The sequence below is a fragment of the Catellatospora sp. NPDC049609 genome, from assembly GCF_040675365.1.
Classification (GTDB): domain Bacteria; phylum Actinomycetota; class Actinomycetes; order Mycobacteriales; family Micromonosporaceae; genus Catellatospora.
Window position 1 is genome coordinate 1 of the sequence record NZ_JBFAOU010000027.1, and the last position, 15,744, is coordinate 15,744.

Genomic DNA, 15,744 nt, shown 5'->3' on the forward strand with positions numbered 1-15,744 from the left:
GGCTGGTGGCGCGGGCGGCGGCGGCGCGGAAGGCGGCCGCGGCGGCGGGGTGGTCGCCGGCCTGTTCGAGCAGGTGGGCACCGGTGTCCGGTGGGAACGTCCGCAGCGGCGGTTCACTCCTTCGGAGCGGAGGCTCCGGTCACCCGCGCCAGCAGCGCGGGCAGGTCGATGCCGGTCAGGTCGTTGCCGAGCTGCAGGCCCTGGGCCACGTTGCTGGCCACGCTCTTGGTCAGCGAGCTGGCGCCGTCCGTCGAGATCACCGTCATCTTGTCGATCGCGCCCAGCGGCGCGGACGCCGCCGCGACGACCTGCGGCAGCATCTTGACCAGCAGGTCGAGCACGGCCGCCTCGCCGTACTGGGCGAACGCCTCGGCCTTGAGGCGCATCGCCTCGGCCTCGGACTGGCCCCGGGCCAGGATCGCGGCCGCCTCGGCGGTGCCTTCGCGCTCGACCGCGTCCGCGATCGCGGTACGCCGCCGCTGCTCGGCCTCACCCTCCTTGGCACCCTCGATCGCGTTGGCCTCGGCCAGCGCGGCCCGGCGGGCCCGCTCGCCCTCACCGGTCAGCCGGGACTGCTCGGCGTTGGCCTGCGCGGCGGCGATGGTGGCCTGGCGGGCCGCGTCGGCGGCGAGCACCCGGGCGTTGCGGTCGGCCTCGGCCTCCTGCTCGACCTTGTACCGTGCCGCGTCGGCGGGCTTACGCACCTCGGTGTCGAGCTGGCGCTGCTTGAGCTCGGCGTTCTGCTCGGCGACCTTGCGCTGCTCGGCGATGATCACCTGCTGGCGCTCGGCCTCGGCCAGCGGGCCGGCCGCGGCGGACACGGCCTTGGCGGCGTCGATCTCGGCCTGGATGGCGGCCTGCTTGAGGGCCAGGTTCCGCTGGGCCTCGGCGATCGACTCCTCGGCCTTGAGCCGGGCCTGCTCGGCCTGCTGGCGGGCCAGCGCCTCGGCGATGGCGGCGTCCTTGAGCACCCGGGCGGCCTCGGGCCGGCCGAGGTCCTGCAGGTACGACCCTTCGGCGAGGATGTCCTGCAGCTGGAACGTGTCGAGCACCAGACCCTGGTTGGTCATGGAGTGCTCCGCCTCCTCCGCGACGGCGGAGGCGAACGCGGCACGGTCCCGGATGATCTCCTCGATGGTGAGCCGGCCGACGATGGAGCGCAGCGCACCGGCCAGCACCTCGCGGGTGAACTCCTCGATCTCGGCCTGCTGGTGCAGGAAGCGCTGGGCGGAGGCGCGGATGGCGTCCTCGGTGCCGCCCACCTTCACGATCGCGACACCCTGCAGGTTGGCGCGGATGCCCTGCTTGCTCACCGCGCCGGTGATCTCGACGTGGATGCGGCGGCTGGACAGGTCGAGGACCTGCAGCTTCTGGACGACGGGCAGCACGAACACGGACGCGCCCATGACGACCTTCTGGCCCGACAGGTCGGTGGACCGCACCCCGTCGGCGTTCTCGATCGAGCGGCCCTTGCGGCCGGTGACGATGAACGCCTCGTTGGGCCCGGCCACCTTGATCCGGGACAGCACGAACAGGACGAGCAGGAGCGCGAGGAGTGCGCCGCCGGCGATCGCAATGGTGAGGGCTGTCATTGCCTTCCTTCTTCCGGGGAGCTACTGCTCCGGGACTTCCTGGACGATCACGCTGGTGTCGCTGACCGCGGAGACCACGGCGACCTTGGTGCCCAGCGGCACGGGGCGCTCGGCGCGGGCGGACAGCTTGACCGGCTGCCCGCCGATGCGCACGCGGACCTCGCCGAAGCCGCCGGCCGGGATCGGGGTGACCACCACTCCCCTGGTGCCGACCAGGTCGGCGCGGGTCGGGGTGGCGTCGGTGCGCATGTTGGACATCCGGTCGACGAGCAGCCCGGACAGCAGCGCGAGGGGTATGGCGGTGATCACGCCGAGGGCCAGCACCGCGGCCAGCCCGACGTCGTCGCCGAAGAGCTCGTTGATGATGGCGGCGCTGAAGCCGAAGCCGCCGAGCAGGCCCGCCACGATCTCCGTGGAGACGAAGCCGTCGCCGAGGTCGAGCAGGTCGCCGCCGAGCACGGCGATGGCCGCGATGACGATGCCCAGTGCTCCGATGATCAGAAAGATCAGTGTCGCCGTACCCACGCCGCGAAAGGTAGCGACCTCGGGCAACAGCGGGCCGTCACGGCCTCATTCGACGACCCAGCCGAGCACCTTGAGCGCGCCGACGCCGGCGAAGAACAGCGCGACGCCGAGCACCAGGATCGTGAACAGACAGGGCAGGGCGACGCCGCGCTTGCGGCTGGGTGCCCGGTACGACCCGGACCAGGCCGTCGGGGGGCCGGAGCGCTCGGCCTCGTCGGCGAGCAGCACCAGCCGCTGCGCCGCGGTCTCGGAGAGGTGGACCGTGTCGCCCTGGAAGTGCAGCAGCCGCAGCCGCTGCCAGGGGTCCGGATTGGCCTTGGCGAACGCGGTGAGCTCCGCCTCGCGTACGTCATCGGTGAGGAAGCCCCACCGGCCCGCCTCGACCGGGTTGCCGGTCTGCCGGTAGATGGAGGAGAGCAGCTCGCGGATCTCGATGTCGTCCGGGAGGGCGGCCAGCAGCGTACGCAGGCGCTGCACCGCCATGTGGGTATGCCCGGCCGCGAGATCGGCGCGCACCCGGGCGAGTACGTCCGCCTTTGCCACGCACTGATCCTTATGGAGGAGTGGTCACCACGCCAGTGGCATTTATAACGGCCGGGTCACAGATCACCTGTCGTATCGGCGTCAGAAGATCCACTCAGCGACCGTGCGCACGCCGATGACGGCGAGTGCGGCGAGCACGCCGAGCACCGCGACGGCCGCCGCGGTCTGCAGTCGCCGGGATCGGCGGGCTGCCTGGGAGGCCGGTGCCTGCGCCGCCGTGGCGAGGGCGAGCAGCGGCGCGAGCCGCTCCCGGGATGCGTCGGTGGGGGCGGGGACGCCGACCGGCCAGCGGAGGGCTTCCAGGCGGCGGTGCGGGGGGAAGCTGGTCTCGAACGCGGCGAGCTCGTCGGGCTCGGCGGCCTCGTCCAGGTAGGACCAGCGGCCGGCTTCGACGGCGTTGCCGGTGGCCCGGTAGATCACGGCAAGCCTGCGCCGTAGATCCAGGTCGGTGGGGTGTGCGGCGACCAGGCTGTGCATACGCTGGATCGCCGGGTAGGTATGGCCACGGGACAGGTCCGTGGTCACCCGATCCATCAAATCAGACTTGGCCATGAGCCAACTATGCATAACTGTGCGCCAGTGGTCCATACACCGAGCGTGCCTTAAAGCTGCGCGTCAACGCCCTATTAGTACAGACGATGGCCTATCTACCGCGTGACGTACGTCGATTTCCGCAGTAGACAGGCCATCGATCAGTGAATGAGTTAGCCCGCTCACATTTTTCAGGCGGGCGCTCGAAATCAACGATTTACAGAGCCCTTGATGAAGTTCTCCACGGCCTCGTGGGCGTCGTGGTCGCTGTACTGCACCGGCGGCGACTTCATGAAGTAGCTCGAAGCGGACAGGATCGGGCCACCGATCTTGCGGTCCAGCGCGATCTTCGCGGCGCGCACCGCGTCGATGATCACACCGGCCGAGTTCGGGGAGTCCCACACCTCGAGCTTGAGCTCGGCGTTCAGCGGGGTGTCGCCGAACGAGCGGCCCTCCAGGCGGATGTAGGCCCACTTGCGGTCGTCGAGCCACGGCACGTGGTCCGACGGGCCGATGTGCACATCACCCTTGGTCATCTCGTGCGGGATCTGGGACGTCACCGACTGGGTCTTGGAGATCTTCTTCGAGACCAGCCGCTTGCGCTCCAGCATGTTCATGAAGTCCATGTTGCCGCCGAAGTTCAGCTGGTACGTGCGCAGCAGCTCGACGCCCCGGTCCTCGAACAGCTTCGCCAGTGCGCGGTGCACGATGGTGGCACCGACCTGGCTCTTGATGTCGTCGCCCACGATGGGCAGGCCCGCGTCCTCGAACTTCTTGGCCCACACCGGGTCAGAGGCGATGAAGACGGGCAGGGCGTTCACGAAGGCGCACCCGGCGTCGATCGCGGCCTGGGCGTAGAACTTGTCCGCCTCCTCCGAGCCGACCGGCAGGTACGCGACCACCACGTCGACCTTGGCGTCCTTGAGGACCTTGACCACGTCGGCCGGGGCGTCGTCGGACTCCTCGACCATCTCGCGGTAGTACTGGCCCAGGCCGTCCAGGGTCGGGCCACGGTGCACCGTGACGCCGGTCGGCGGCACGTCGCACAGCTTGATGGTGTTGTTCTCGCTGGCCACGATGGCCTCGGCGAGGTCCCGGCCTACCTTCTTGGCGTCGACGTCGAACGCGGCGACGAACTCGACGTCGCGGACGTGATACCCGCCGAAGTCGACGTGCATCAGGCCGGGGACACGCTCGGACGGGTCGGCGTCGCGGTAGTACTCCACGCCCTGGATCAGGGACGAGGCGCAGTTACCGACACCGACGATCGCAACGCGGACGGAGCCCATAGCTCCTGCCTCCTTCTTCATCTTCAGGCGTCCGGCCGGTCGGCCGGGGTCGCCCAACTCACTCGGCGGAGTCGTCAGGGCCCGGTCGGGCCGTGAGCGGTGGTGTGGAATCCGTGGCGCGCGGCGACGGAGGGCGCAGTTCGCCCTCGGCACCGCGCGGTGGTGGTGTGCGGCCGGAGCGCTCGTTGGCGATGAGCTCCTCCAGCCAACGGACCTCGCGGTCCGCGGCATCCAGGCCGTGTCGCTGCAGCTCCAGGGTGTACGCGTCGAGCCGCTCCGCGGCGCGCTGCAGCACCTCCCGGAAGCCCTCCCGGCGCTCCTCCACCTTGCGGCGGCGGCCCTCCAGGATGCGCAGGCGGATGTCGACGTCGATGCGGGAGAAGAAGGCGAAGTGCACGCCGAACGCGGCGTCCTCGTACGCCTCCGGCCCCACCTGCGCCAGCAGGTCCTGGAACCGCTCCTTGCCCTCGGCCGTGATCTTGTAGACCACCCTGCCCCGGCGACTGGTCAACGGCGGCACGTCGGCGTCGTCGGCCGGGGTCTCCCCGGCCTCGGTGATCCAGCCGGCCGTTTGCAGGCGCCGCAGTGTGGGGTAGAGAGAGCCGTAGCTGATCGCCGCGCGGATCGCGCCCAGCTTGGTGCTGAGTTGCTTGCGCAGCTCATACCCATGCATCGGGGATTCATGCAGCAGGCCGAGGATGGCCAGGTCGAGCACGTCGGCCACCCCCTTCGTTCGGTCTCGCTGTACGTCTGGCGGTCCGTGTCGGGCCGGTCGGGAGCCGCTCCGCTCCCCCGATGTATCGGCCCGATACATCGTTACGTTAGAACGCGGGGACACGTCGAGGCAATACAGCGGTGCGTACGGTCACGCCCGTACGTGATCTTTGAGCGCTAGGCTCATGCCCTGGTCACGCTGTGTGACGGCGGTCGCGGCTGGCCGAAGTAGGAGTTACCCTGCTTTTCATGCGCGCGCAGCAACGGATCACCGTGCCCTCAAACGGGGGGCGACCGGCGGGTAACACCCGCCGGGACGGGTTCGTTGACTACTCACTCCAGCGGCGGGCGCTGCTGCGAGACGTTTACGCGGGAAGGGTCGGCACGTCAGAGGTGTGCGACGCCTCTCCCTACCTGAAGAGCGCGGCCCGGTTCCACGGTGAGGCCACCGAGAAACGGTGCCCCATCTGCCGCCGCGAGTACGTGATGAACGTGCACTACATCTACGGCGATCAGCTCAAGCAGTCCGCCGGGCAGGCACGCTCGCGTGCCGAGCTCGCGGTGCTGGCCGATACGCTCGGTGAGTTTCAGGTTTACGTAGTCGAGGTCTGCCGCGGCTGCGATTGGAACCATCTGGTGGAGCAGTACCTTCTGGGACGCGCGCACCGGACGGCCCCCCAGCCGTCCTCCACTGCCGCCACCGCCACATCCCCGACCGGAACGGTGTGACAGATGACTTCGTACGGCGACCCTCACGCCGGCAACGGGTATGACGACGAGTATCACCGTCAGTCATACCAGCCCCCGGTGCAGAACTCGGGCCGCGCCTCGGTGCCATCCCCCGATGACTACGGCTACGACTACTCGTCGAGCGCCCAGTCCGACCACGGGCAGCAGTACCCCAACGGTGGCCAGGCCGGCAGCGGCGGCGGCTACGGCGACCAGGGTGGTTACGGCGGCCAGGGCGGCTACGGCGGCCAGAGCAGCGGCTACGGTGCCCAGGGCGGTTACGGCGGCGGCTACGGCGACCAGGGCTACGGCCAGGCGCCCGTGAGCCCGCCGGTCAGCCCCGCCGCGGGCCGCGCGGCGGTGGGCGCGGCAGCGGTGGGTGCGGCATCGGTGGGTGCGCCGGCCGGGCGCGCGGCCGTGGGCGCGGCGTCCGTGGGCGCGGCCGGGCGGGCGACCGTCGGCGGCGCCGCGGGCCGCGCGACCGTGGGCGGCCCGGCCGGCCGCGCCGTGGTGCGCCCGCCGGGCACCGACCTCGACGGCGACCCCGACGGCGACGGGCGCCCCGGCAAGGCCGGCGCGGGCAAGTCCGGCGCCGGCAAGAAGAACAACAAGAAGAAGGTCCGCAGCATCGTGCTGGCCTCGATCGCCGTCACCGTGCTGCTCGCCGGTGGCGGCCTGATCGGCGGCACCTACTTCTACGACACGGTGCCCGAGCCGAGCGACTTCAGCCAGAACGAGAACACGTTCGTCTACTCCGCCGACGGCAAGGAGATCGCCAAGCTCGGCGGCGAGAACCGCGAGATCGTGCCGATGGCCACCCTCTCCGACGAGGTGAAGGTCGCGCTGATCGCGGGCGAGGACAAGAACTTCTTCGAGCACGACGGCATCGACCTGTGGGGCATCGCCCGTGCCGCCTGGAACAACCTGACCGGCGGCGAGACCCAGGGCGCCTCGACGATCACCCAGCAGTACGCGCGTAACGCCGCCAAGGACCTCGAGGTGACCTACGCCCGCAAGCTGCGCGAGGCGGTCATGGCGCGGCGGCTGGAGCAGGACCACAGCAAGGACGAGATCCTCGGCTTCTACGTCAACACGGTGTGGTTCGGCCGGGGCTCCAACGGCGTCGGCGCGGCGGCGAAGGCCTACTTCGGCAAGCCGGCCGACAAGCTGACGGTCGAGGAGGCCGCGGTGCTGGGCGCGGTGCTCAAGCAGCCCGAGCCGAACGAGGCCGACGGCACCAAGGGCTTCGACCCGCACTTCAACCCGGACGCCAACAAAGAGCGCTGGAACTACGTCCTGAACAACATGGTCGAGATGGGCCGGCTGGACAAGACCAAGCGCGACGCCATGCAGTACCCGGCGGTCAAGAAGTACTCGGCGAAGTCCGGCGAGACCGGCGTCCAGGGCACCGGCACCGGTTTCGTGATCCAGAAGTACGTCGAGAAGGAGATGGCGGCCTGGGGCATCACGGACTGGCGCAACAAGGGCTACCGGATCACCACGTCGATCGACACCCGGGCGCAGAAGGCCCTGGAGGCGCAGCTCTTCCGCACGTTCGAGTGGGCGGAGGTCTGCACCGGCGAGGGCGAGAAGAAGAAGTGTGAGAACAACGTCGTCAAGGCGATCGACGTCAAGTACAACGGCAAGGACACCCTGCTCAAGGGGTACCCGAAGAACGTGACCGCCGCGGGTGTGGCGATCGACCCGAAGACCGGCCGGGTGATCGCCTACTACGGCGGCGCCGACGGCACGGGCATCGACTACGCGGGCAAGATCAATGAGGGCACCGAGTGGGAGGACGGCGGTCACCCCGCGGCCTCTTCGTTCAAGATCTACACGCTGGCCGCGGCGATCGAGAACGGGATCTCCATCAAGTCCAAGTGGGACCCGACGCCGCTGACCGCGAAGAACTGCAAGAAGTACGACACGTGCGGCCTGGCGCCGGTGCAGAACTCGGGTCGTGACCCGGGCGACCTCAAGTGCGGCACCAACTGCACGCTGGAGGAGGTCACCCGGCTCTCGCTGAACGTCCCGTTCTTCAAGATCGCGAAGAAGCTCGGTGCGGACAAGGTCCTCGAGATGGCCAGGGCCGCCGGCGTCCGCACCATGTGGTCGACGGATGACGGCAAGGCCCGCGACCTCACCAAGCCCGGCGTCATCAAGGGCAAGCGCGACCCGTTCGACTACCAGGTCGCCTTCGGGCAGTACCCGATCACCGTGCTGGACCACGCCTCGGGCATGGCGACCTTCGCCAACCACGGCGTCTACAACAAGCCGCACTTCGTGATCAAGGTGGAGCGGAAGAACAAGGACACCGGTAAGTACGAGATCGTGCCCGGCACCGGCGAGAAGCGCGAGCCCAAGCGGACGATCCGGCAGGAGGTGGCCGACGAGGTCACCGGCGTGCTCAAGCAGATGCCGCGCAGCTACGGTCACGCGCTGGACGACGGCCGCGAGGCGGCTGCCAAGACCGGCACCTGGGAGAGCCTCGTCAAGAAGGGCGCCAACTCCAACGTCTGGACGGTCGGCTACACCCCTCAGATCGCGGCGGCCATCTGGGTCGGCAACGTGAAGAACGCCTCGGACCCGATCTACAAGCCGGGTAAGGGCAAGGTGAACATCACCAGTTCCGGGCTGCCCGGTGACATCTGGGAACGGTTCATGAACACGGCCCACTCCAGCATGAAGCTCAAGAAGGAGCAGCTCGCCGACGGCACCGGTGGCAACATCGGCGACGAGGCGGCGGGTGACGGCGTCGAGCCGACCCCGTCGTTCGACCCGGCGGTCTGCATCTTCAACCCGAACCAGCCGGGCTGCCCGGGATACGACCCGAACAACCCCGGCCCGGGCAACCCCGGCAACCCGGGCGATCCGGGTAACAACAATCCGACCCCGACCCCGACCCCGAGCCGATCATGCGGCTTCGGCACAGGGAAGCCGTGCGGCGGCGGCAACTAGCCGACCGGTGACAGCGGTGCAGAAGGGCCTCCCCACCGGGGAGGCCCTTCTTCGCGCCGGGGCCGGTCCGCCGCTGCTGGGGGCGGACGGGCCGCCCGCTGCACGGACTACTGGCGGGTGCTGCTGCGTTACCCGGTTTTCTGAGGCAGGATGTCGTGCTATGAGTGATGTTCGTGAGCACGTGGTGTCGCCTGCCCGCGAGGACGGGTTCGTCCGCGGGCTGAGCGAGGCGATCGGCGGACCCCTGGGCGAGCACGCGGTGCCGGAGACGCCTTCGCGGGGCGGGCGCTTCTGGACGGCCGCCCGGATCGTGCTCGCGCTCACCTGCCTGATGCTGGCGCTGCACTGGGTGCAGAAGTCGCCCTGCCGGGACGGCGCCTGGGCGGACTACAAGCAGTACACCCACTTCTGCTACACCGACGTGCTCGCGCTGTACTACGCCGAGCACCTCAACGAGGGCGCGGTGCCCTACGTCGACTACCCGGTGGAGTACCCGGTGCTGACCGGCGCGTTCATGGGCGCGCTGGGCCTGCCGGTGCACGCGCTCGGGGAGAAGAACCCGGCGATCAACCAGGCGCAGTACTTCTACGACGCGAACGCGTTCGTGCTGAGCCTGTTCGCCCTGGCCACCGTCGCGATGATCATCTCGATGCGCCGGCGCAGACCCTGGGACGCGGCGCTGTTCGCCCTGTCCCCCGTGCTGCTGGTGACCGCGACGGTCAACTGGGACCTGCTGGCCATCGTGCTGGCGGTGGCCGGGCTGTGGCTGTGGGGCAGGCGCTATCCGGTGGCCGCGGGCGCGCTGCTGGGCCTGGGCATGGCGGCCAAACTCTGGCCGGGCTTCCTGTTCCTGCCGATCCTGATCCTCGGCCTGCGCTCGCGGAAGTACGGCCCGATGCTCACCTCCATCGCGGCGGGCGCGGTCGCCTGGCTGGTGGTCAACGTGCCGGTCATGTTGATCAACTTCCAGAACTGGCGGCGCTTCCTCGACCTCAACTCCGAGCGCATCATCGACTGGGGCACCTCCTGGTACGTCGCGCGGCACTTCGACCCGTTCGGGCTGCAGCTGTGGAACGACGTCCCGACGGTCACCAACCTGTCGCTGGGGATCTTCGCGCTCTGCTGCATCGGCCTGGTGGTCTTCAGCCTGTGGGTGAAGACCCCGCCGCGGGTGGCGCAGCTCGCCTTCCTGGTCGTGGCCGTCTTCCTGATCACCAACAAGGTGTGGTCGCAGCAGTTCACGCTGTGGCTGCTGCCGCTGCTGGTGCTGGCCCGGCCGAAGTGGCGCGCGTTCCTGGTCTGGCAGATCGCCGAGGTCTGCTACTTCGTCGCGTTCTACGGCGAGCTGATGGGCGCGTCGGGCAAGTCGGTGTTCCCCGAGGGCGTGTTCGTGTTCGCCTCGCTGCTGCGGCTCGGCACCGTCATCGCGCTGGTGGTGCTGGTCATCCGGGACATCCTGCGGCCGGAGGGCGACGTGGTGCGCCAGGCGTACCCGGAGTTCGGCGACCCCGACGGCGGCGTGTTCAACCGGGTGCTCCCGGACGGCCCGCTGCCCGTACACAAGACGGACGGCCCGCTCCCGGAGGGGAACGGGCCGTCCGCGGAGCTCTCCGAGGATCGTCCGCCGGCGGTCAGCTCAGTGTGAAGACGACGGCGTCCTGGGTCTCGTTGCGCTGGAGGCCCAGGCCGTCGCCCGGCGTCGTGAGCGCCGCCTCGTACGGCGTGCCCTTCACCTCTTCGCGCAGCACCAGCACGGTCTTCACGCCCAGCTCGCGCAGCCGGGCCACGCTCGCCTGATCCGGGAACGCCTTACACAGCTCCCGGATCTCGCCGAGCGTGGCCGGCGTGAAGCCGCTGTTGCCGTTGACGATCGGCGTCATCCGGTCCGTCGACCAGACCATGACCTTCATGTCCATCAGCGGGTCGCTCGGCAGCACCAGCAGCGGGCCCTGGGCCGTGGCCATCGAGGCGGGCTGCAGCGGCACCACCGGGTGCTCGGTCACGTTGAGGCCCTCGGCCAGCACCAGCGCGACCGGCAGGATGGTGGCCAGCCGCAGCAGCGGGTGCGGCCGCGACGGCACCCGGTCCACCGAGACCGTGCGCGCCTGCTCCACGAACGCGGTGATCGCGCCCGCGGCCAGGATCGCCAGCAGCAGCGTGGTCCAGATGATGAGCCGGCCCGGGGTCCGGATGCCGCTCCAGCCCGGCAGGATGTCGTAGAGCGTCATGTAGCCGGGGCGGCCGCCGAAGAACTTGGTGCCCATCGCGAGGATGATGGTCAGCACCACGCCGCCGAACAGCAGCCAGCGCTGGCGCAGCTTCCACACCGACATGACCAGGCCGGCGAAGGCCAGGCCGTAGAGCACGAACCCGGGCAGCAGGCTGCCCTCCCCCGCCGCCCAGCCCAGCGACTCGCGCGCACCGGTGTGCGCCTCGCCCCACGGCATCGACTGCGCCGGGGCGGTGAAGAAGCCCAGCAGGGTCGGCGAGTACCAGCCCACCTCGACGTCCGAGCGCTCCGCGTACGGGTGCAGCTCGATCACCTTGAAGTAGGCGAGCGCCAGCAGGCCGCCGGTCGCCGCGAAGATCAGGCCGCCGACCGCGTCGAAGGAGAACAGGCGCCAGCCGAACGGCTTCGGCTGGTCCTTCCAGATCCACTTCCGGTGCACCAGGTACGACACGGCGCACACGAGCACGATCGCGGCCAGCACGTACGCGAACGGCAGGCCGATGCCGAAGCCGAGGCTGATCTGCCACGCCGCGACGATCCAGCCGGCCAGCGCCCAGCCGGGCTTGCGCAGCTCGGGGCGGTAGCCGTGGCGCAGCGAGTACCCGTGGCCGCGGGCGAGCATGGCCAGCGCGAGCGCGATGCCGCCGACCGACATCACGTGCATGTGCCCGGCCTGCGCCAGCCGCCACGGCGCGTACGCGAACGCGGCTCCGGCCACGGCCGCGCCGGTCTTGCCCGAGCCGAGCTGGCGCACCAGCACGTACGCGCCGAAGAAGGCGAGCGCGTGCAGCAGCACGTACATGATGTTGTACCGGATCAGCGCCGCCTCCAGGCCGGTGCCGAACAGGCCGGCCGGGGCGTACCCGAGCAGGGTGTCGGAGAAGGCGAAGCTGTACTTCTCCGGGTAGAAGCTGTTCGAGTGCCACAGTTGCGACCAGTCGGTCTTCAGCACGTGGCCGGACCACGCCATCTGCCACGCCTGCAGCGTCGGGTCGCCGGTGTCCTGCGGGATCGTGTAACCCGGGTAGCGCAGGGTGGGCCAGGTCATCACCACCGCCAGCACGAGCGACGCGTACGCCGCCAGCGCCCACTCGTGCACCAGCGCGCGCCGGGTGCCGCGCAGCACCCGGCGGACGCCGGTCGGGTTCTCCTCCGGCGCCGGGCTGAACCGGGCGAAGGCGTCCTCCTCCACCGGCTCCGGCTCGGGCGCGGCGTGGCGGGGGGCGGCCGGTTCCTTGACTGTGGTCGGCTCCTTGGCGGGCGCGGCGTCGGTCCCGTTCACAGGTTCCCCTCTACTGGTGTGCGCGCAGGTACGCGATGTCGGCTGACTGCCCCTCGGTGCCGCCTGGCGTCTCCACCACGGCCGGCGCGCCGGCGGCCCGTACGACAGCGGCCACCAGCTCGGGGTCGATCATCCCGGGCTCAACACTCTTGACCGTCAGATTGTCGTGCCGATCGCGCCCGGAGTCGAATCCATCTCGCGATCCGTTCGCGTGCACGAGATCGATGCGGCCGGTGATGGCCTTCACCCGGTCCACGATGTCGAGCAGCTCCTCGCCGCCGGCGTGGGCGTGGCAGGTGTCGAGGCAGAAGCCCACCCCGAAGTCGCCGACCGCGTCCCAGAGCCGGGCCAGCTCGTCGAAGCGGCGCGCGCAGGCGCTGTCACCGCCCGCGGTGTTCTCGATGAGCACCTGCACGGGCAGGCCGCCGGCGTCCTGAGCCTGCTGGAGCGCCTTGCGCCAGTTCTCGATGCCGACCGCGACGTCCTCGCCCTTGTTGACGTGGCCGCCGTGCACGATGAGGCCCGCCGCGCCCACCGTGGCCGCCGCCGCGGCGTGCTGGCCGAGCAGCTTGCGGCTGGGGATGCGGATCCGGTTGTTGGTCGAGGCGAGATTGATCACGTACGGCGCGTGGATGAAGATCTGCACCGGGCTGTCGCGCAGCACGTCCGCGTCCGGGCGCGCCTCGGGCGCCTTCCACCCCTGCGGATCGGCGAGGAAGAACTGGACGACGTCGGCGTTTCGTGCCGTCGCCTCGGCTAGTGGATCTTCATAATCGACGTGGGCCCCGATAAGCATTCGACCAGTATTACCGCTCCGCGCCGGGACTGCCCCGCCCCGCTGCCGCAACCGGAGCGAAGTTCTTGCGTTGATTCCAGTGCCGCACCGTGCTTCCCCAGCCGGGGACCTGCGGGCGTGCCTCCTCGCCCCCCGCGAGGCGACCGGATTCCGGGGCGCACGCCCCAGGGGGAGACAGTGCTTATGTCGTACGCCATCCGACGGCGCGCCGCTGCCTTCGCGGCGGCCGGCCTGCTCGCGGGCCTGCCGCTGCTGGGCGCGCACCCGGCCACGGCCGCGGAGCCCGAGGCCGCGCCCGGCGTCAGCTTCAGCGGTGGTGGCCTGGGCCTGCTGCTCTGCGGCTCGAAGCCGGCCACACCGAAGATCACCGTTGCCGCCGAGTCGAAGGTCAAGCTCACCAACGGCCTCGGCCAGGGCGCGACGCTGCAGATCGACGGCAAGGACAGCGCGTCGGTCTCCGACGGCCAGACCGTGGAGGTCCAGTTCCACCGCGGGCCGGTCAAGGTCGCGATGGTGCCGGAGTGCCTGCTGAACCTCAACCCGACCTTCGAGCCGCTGACCGTCGAGGTCGTCAGCAAGGCGACGTCGGCCCCGGGCAACCCGGGCGGCGGCCAGTCGCCGAGCTCCTCGCCGAGCAAGAAGCCGTCGAGCAAGCCCAGCCCGAAGGCGTCGGCGCAGCCCAACCGCGACCCGCAGCCCGGCCGCACCCCGAACGGGCCGGAGGCGTCCACGGACGCGGAGCTGCCCGCGTCGCCGGACGGTCCGCTGTTCACCGAGCCGACCGGCAGCGGTGACGAGCTGCCCGACGCGGAGGAGTCGCCCTCGGTGTCGCTGGTCGGCCCCGGTGGCGAGAAGATGGACCCGAAGGCCAGCACCTCGTCTCCGGACAAGGGGCCAATCGGACTTCTGGCAATTATCGCCACAGTGTGTGTCGTTGGCGTGTCAGCCGGGGCAATCCGCGCTATTATCGCTCAGCGGGCAACTCGGGCAGAGTTCGCGTAAACTACATAGTCTCCGCGGGGCGTTTCTCTCCAACATCGTCGGTGTGGTCGTTCCTCCCCAGGTCCCACCCAGCAGTCGGACAGAGCGCCCCGCGGTCATCTCGCAGACAGGGCCACCGGAAACGGTGGCCCTGTCTCGTTGTCCGGATGCCGACTGTGGGCGGGCACACCACGCCGCCGGGGACCGCGACGCGGGCGCCGGACGCGGGAGCAGGTAACATGACCAGGTTCCGTGTGCCGCGGGCCTATCCCGCGGCATTCGCACGGAACGACGCAGACCTCCTGCTACGGACAGTCCGTAGCCGTCAGCCCATAGGAGGTGAGTACGTCTTGCGTCACTACGAAGTCATGGTGATCCTCGACCCCAGTCTCGAGGAGCGCACCGTCGCCCCGTCGCTGGACACGTACCTCAACGTGATCCGTACGTCGGGTGGCTCGGTCGAGAAGCTCGATGTGTGGGGCCGTCGTCGGCTCTCCTTCGAGATCAACAAGAAGGCCGAGGGCATCTACGCCGTCATCGACCTGCAGGCCACGCCTGCGGCCGTTGCCGAGCTGGACCGTCAGCTGCGACTCAACGAGTCCGTGCTGCGCACCAAGGTCATCCGTCCGGAAGTCCGCTGACCTTTCAGCGGTAACCGCGACGCCCGGACCGCTTCACGTGTGCTGTCGCATCCCTGTGGGAACCTTTGCGGCAGAACATATGTGAACCGAGGAGAAGGTCATGGCTGGAGAAACCACCATCACGGTCATCGGGAACCTGACCGGTGACCCGGAGCTGCGCTTCACCCCGTCGGGTGCGGCCGTGGCGAAGTTCAGCGTCGCTTCGACGCCACGCACCCTCGACCGCGCGACCAACGAGTGGAAGGACGGCGAGACGCTGTTCCTGAACTGCTCGGTGTGGCGCCAGGCGGCCGAGAACGTGGCCGAGTCGCTGACCCGGGGCACCCGCGTCATCGTCTCGGGCCGGCTGCGCCAGCGGTCGTACGAGACGCGCGAGGGTGAGAAGCGCACCGTTTACGAGCTCGAGGTCGACGAGATCGGCCCGTCGCTGCGTAACGCCACGGCGAAGGTGCAGCGGATGACCCGTTCCGGTGGCGGTGGTGGCGGCGGCTTCGGCGCCGGCTCCGGTTCCGGCGGCGGTGGTGGCAACTCGGGCGGCGGCGGCGGTTTCGCCGACAACGACCCGTGGGCCACGGCTGCTCCGGCAGGCGGTTCGGGTGGCAACTACGACGACGAGCCACCGTTCTGACGGGTGTTCGCGGCCGCGAGGCCGTCCCGTCAGAGGACACAAAACTGAGGTAGAGGATCATGGCGAAGGCTGCGGCCCTGCGCAAGCCCAAGAAGAAGGTGAACCCGCTCGACAAGGAGGGGATCACCTACATCGACTACAAGGACACCGCGCTGCTGCGCAAGTTCATCTCCGACCGCGGCAAGATCCGCGCTCGGCGGGTGACCGGCGTGACCACGCAGCAGCAGCGGCAGATCGCGCGCGCCGTCAAGAACGCGCGTGAGATGGCGCTCCTGCCGTACACCACCACCGGTCGCTGAGAGGAG

The 15,744-nt window shown here is 69.8% G+C and carries 15 protein-coding genes; 7 read left to right on the forward strand and 8 right to left on the reverse strand.

Annotated features, from left to right (window positions below; all coding sequences use genetic code 11):
* Window positions 1-113: 113 nt before the first annotated feature.
* From AB0J67_RS10830 to AB0J67_RS10855, 6 genes are all read right to left on the reverse strand, one after another.
* Entirely contained in the window at window positions 114-1,592 is a 1,479-nt protein-coding gene (locus AB0J67_RS10830; protein ID WP_363479436.1) for an SPFH domain-containing protein, read from the reverse strand.
* 21 nt (window positions 1,593-1,613) lie between these two features.
* Window positions 1,614-2,117: an NfeD family protein gene (locus AB0J67_RS10835; protein WP_363479439.1), complete on the reverse strand. Its 504-nt coding sequence runs from the start codon at window positions 2,115-2,117 to the stop codon at window positions 1,614-1,616.
* A 45-nt stretch (window positions 2,118-2,162) separates the two neighbouring features.
* Window positions 2,163-2,660 carry a DUF6584 family protein gene (locus AB0J67_RS10840; protein ID WP_363479442.1) on the reverse strand — a complete coding sequence of 166 codons (498 nt, stop codon included), beginning with the start codon at window positions 2,658-2,660 and terminating at the stop codon, window positions 2,163-2,165.
* Between the two features lie 81 nt (window positions 2,661-2,741).
* Complete coding sequence (locus tag AB0J67_RS10845; RefSeq protein ID WP_363479444.1) at window positions 2,742-3,212, reverse strand: DUF6584 family protein; 471 nt, start codon at window positions 3,210-3,212, stop codon at window positions 2,742-2,744.
* A gap of 188 nt (window positions 3,213-3,400) precedes the next feature.
* Window positions 3,401-4,480 carry an inositol-3-phosphate synthase gene (locus AB0J67_RS10850; RefSeq protein ID WP_363479447.1) on the reverse strand — a complete coding sequence of 360 codons (1,080 nt, stop codon included), beginning with the start codon at window positions 4,478-4,480 and terminating at the stop codon, window positions 3,401-3,403.
* Between the two features lie 58 nt (window positions 4,481-4,538).
* Window positions 4,539-5,195: a PadR family transcriptional regulator gene (locus tag AB0J67_RS10855; RefSeq protein WP_363479450.1), complete on the reverse strand. Its 657-nt coding sequence runs from the start codon at window positions 5,193-5,195 to the stop codon at window positions 4,539-4,541.
* A gap of 248 nt (window positions 5,196-5,443) precedes the next feature.
* On the opposite strand from AB0J67_RS10855, the gene AB0J67_RS10860 reads away from it, so the two are divergent.
* The 3 genes from AB0J67_RS10860 (at window position 5,444) to AB0J67_RS10870 (ending at window position 10,526) form a co-directional block, all read left to right on the forward strand.
* On the forward strand, window positions 5,444-5,923 hold the full coding sequence (locus tag AB0J67_RS10860; RefSeq protein WP_363479453.1) for a DUF5318 family protein: 480 nt from the start codon (window positions 5,444-5,446) through the stop codon (window positions 5,921-5,923).
* A gap of 3 nt (window positions 5,924-5,926) precedes the next feature.
* The gene (locus AB0J67_RS10865) at window positions 5,927-8,881 is read left to right on the forward strand and encodes a transglycosylase domain-containing protein (RefSeq protein ID WP_363479456.1); all 2,955 of its coding nucleotides are present in this window, start codon (window positions 5,927-5,929) and stop codon (window positions 8,879-8,881) included.
* 160 nt (window positions 8,882-9,041) lie between these two features.
* Entirely contained in the window at window positions 9,042-10,526 is a 1,485-nt protein-coding gene (locus tag AB0J67_RS10870; RefSeq protein WP_363479459.1) for a glycosyltransferase 87 family protein, read from the forward strand.
* On the opposite strand, the gene AB0J67_RS10875 is transcribed toward AB0J67_RS10870, so the two are convergent.
* Both AB0J67_RS10875 and AB0J67_RS10880 read right to left on the reverse strand, forming a co-directional pair.
* Complete coding sequence (locus tag AB0J67_RS10875; protein WP_363479462.1) at window positions 10,513-12,393, reverse strand: hypothetical protein; 1,881 nt, start codon at window positions 12,391-12,393, stop codon at window positions 10,513-10,515. The two genes, AB0J67_RS10870 and AB0J67_RS10875, sit on opposite strands and share 14 nt — an antisense overlap.
* A gap of 10 nt (window positions 12,394-12,403) precedes the next feature.
* On the reverse strand, window positions 12,404-13,189 hold the full coding sequence (locus tag AB0J67_RS10880; RefSeq protein ID WP_363479465.1) for a deoxyribonuclease IV: 786 nt from the start codon (window positions 13,187-13,189) through the stop codon (window positions 12,404-12,406).
* A 183-nt stretch (window positions 13,190-13,372) separates the two neighbouring features.
* Here AB0J67_RS10880 and AB0J67_RS10885 point away from each other — a divergent pair, with 183 nt between their 5' ends.
* The 4 genes from AB0J67_RS10885 (at window position 13,373) to rpsR (ending at window position 15,738) form a co-directional block, all read left to right on the forward strand.
* The gene (locus AB0J67_RS10885; RefSeq protein ID WP_363479468.1) at window positions 13,373-14,191 is read left to right on the forward strand and encodes a hypothetical protein; all 819 of its coding nucleotides are present in this window, start codon (window positions 13,373-13,375) and stop codon (window positions 14,189-14,191) included.
* Between the two features lie 329 nt (window positions 14,192-14,520).
* Window positions 14,521-14,811 (forward strand): 30S ribosomal protein S6, encoded by a 291-nt coding sequence (rpsF, locus tag AB0J67_RS10890; protein WP_120317645.1) that lies wholly within the window; start codon window positions 14,521-14,523, stop codon window positions 14,809-14,811.
* Between the two features lie 100 nt (window positions 14,812-14,911).
* The gene (locus AB0J67_RS10895; RefSeq protein WP_363479472.1) at window positions 14,912-15,439 is read left to right on the forward strand and encodes a single-stranded DNA-binding protein; all 528 of its coding nucleotides are present in this window, start codon (window positions 14,912-14,914) and stop codon (window positions 15,437-15,439) included.
* A gap of 59 nt (window positions 15,440-15,498) precedes the next feature.
* Window positions 15,499-15,738: a 30S ribosomal protein S18 gene (gene rpsR / locus AB0J67_RS10900; protein WP_120317647.1), complete on the forward strand. Its 240-nt coding sequence runs from the start codon at window positions 15,499-15,501 to the stop codon at window positions 15,736-15,738.
* The last annotated feature ends 6 nt before the right edge of the window (window positions 15,739-15,744 follow it).

What these genes read in the sequence shown, in the direction of transcription:
- AB0J67_RS10870 (WP_363479459.1), top strand. Translation starts at nt 9,042, where the DNA reads ATGAGTGATGTTCGTGAGCACGTGGTGTCGCCTGCCCGCGAGGACGGG.
- rpsR (WP_120317647.1), top strand. Translation starts at nt 15,499, where the DNA reads ATGGCGAAGGCTGCGGCCCTGCGCAAGCCCAAGAAGAAGGTGAACCCG.
- AB0J67_RS10830 (WP_363479436.1), bottom strand. Translation starts at nt 1,592, where the DNA reads ATGACAGCCCTCACCATTGCGATCGCCGGCGGCGCACTCCTCGCGCTC.
- AB0J67_RS10850 (WP_363479447.1), bottom strand. Translation starts at nt 4,480, where the DNA reads ATGGGCTCCGTCCGCGTTGCGATCGTCGGTGTCGGTAACTGCGCCTCG.
- AB0J67_RS10860 (WP_363479453.1), top strand. Translation starts at nt 5,444, where the DNA reads ATGCGCGCGCAGCAACGGATCACCGTGCCCTCAAACGGGGGGCGACCG.
- AB0J67_RS10880 (WP_363479465.1), bottom strand. Translation starts at nt 13,189, where the DNA reads ATGCTTATCGGGGCCCACGTCGATTATGAAGATCCACTAGCCGAGGCG.
- AB0J67_RS10845 (WP_363479444.1), bottom strand. Translation starts at nt 3,212, where the DNA reads ATGGCCAAGTCTGATTTGATGGATCGGGTGACCACGGACCTGTCCCGT.
- AB0J67_RS10865 (WP_363479456.1), top strand. Translation starts at nt 5,927, where the DNA reads ATGACTTCGTACGGCGACCCTCACGCCGGCAACGGGTATGACGACGAG.
- AB0J67_RS10895 (WP_363479472.1), top strand. Translation starts at nt 14,912, where the DNA reads ATGGCTGGAGAAACCACCATCACGGTCATCGGGAACCTGACCGGTGAC.
- AB0J67_RS10885 (WP_363479468.1), top strand. Translation starts at nt 13,373, where the DNA reads ATGTCGTACGCCATCCGACGGCGCGCCGCTGCCTTCGCGGCGGCCGGC.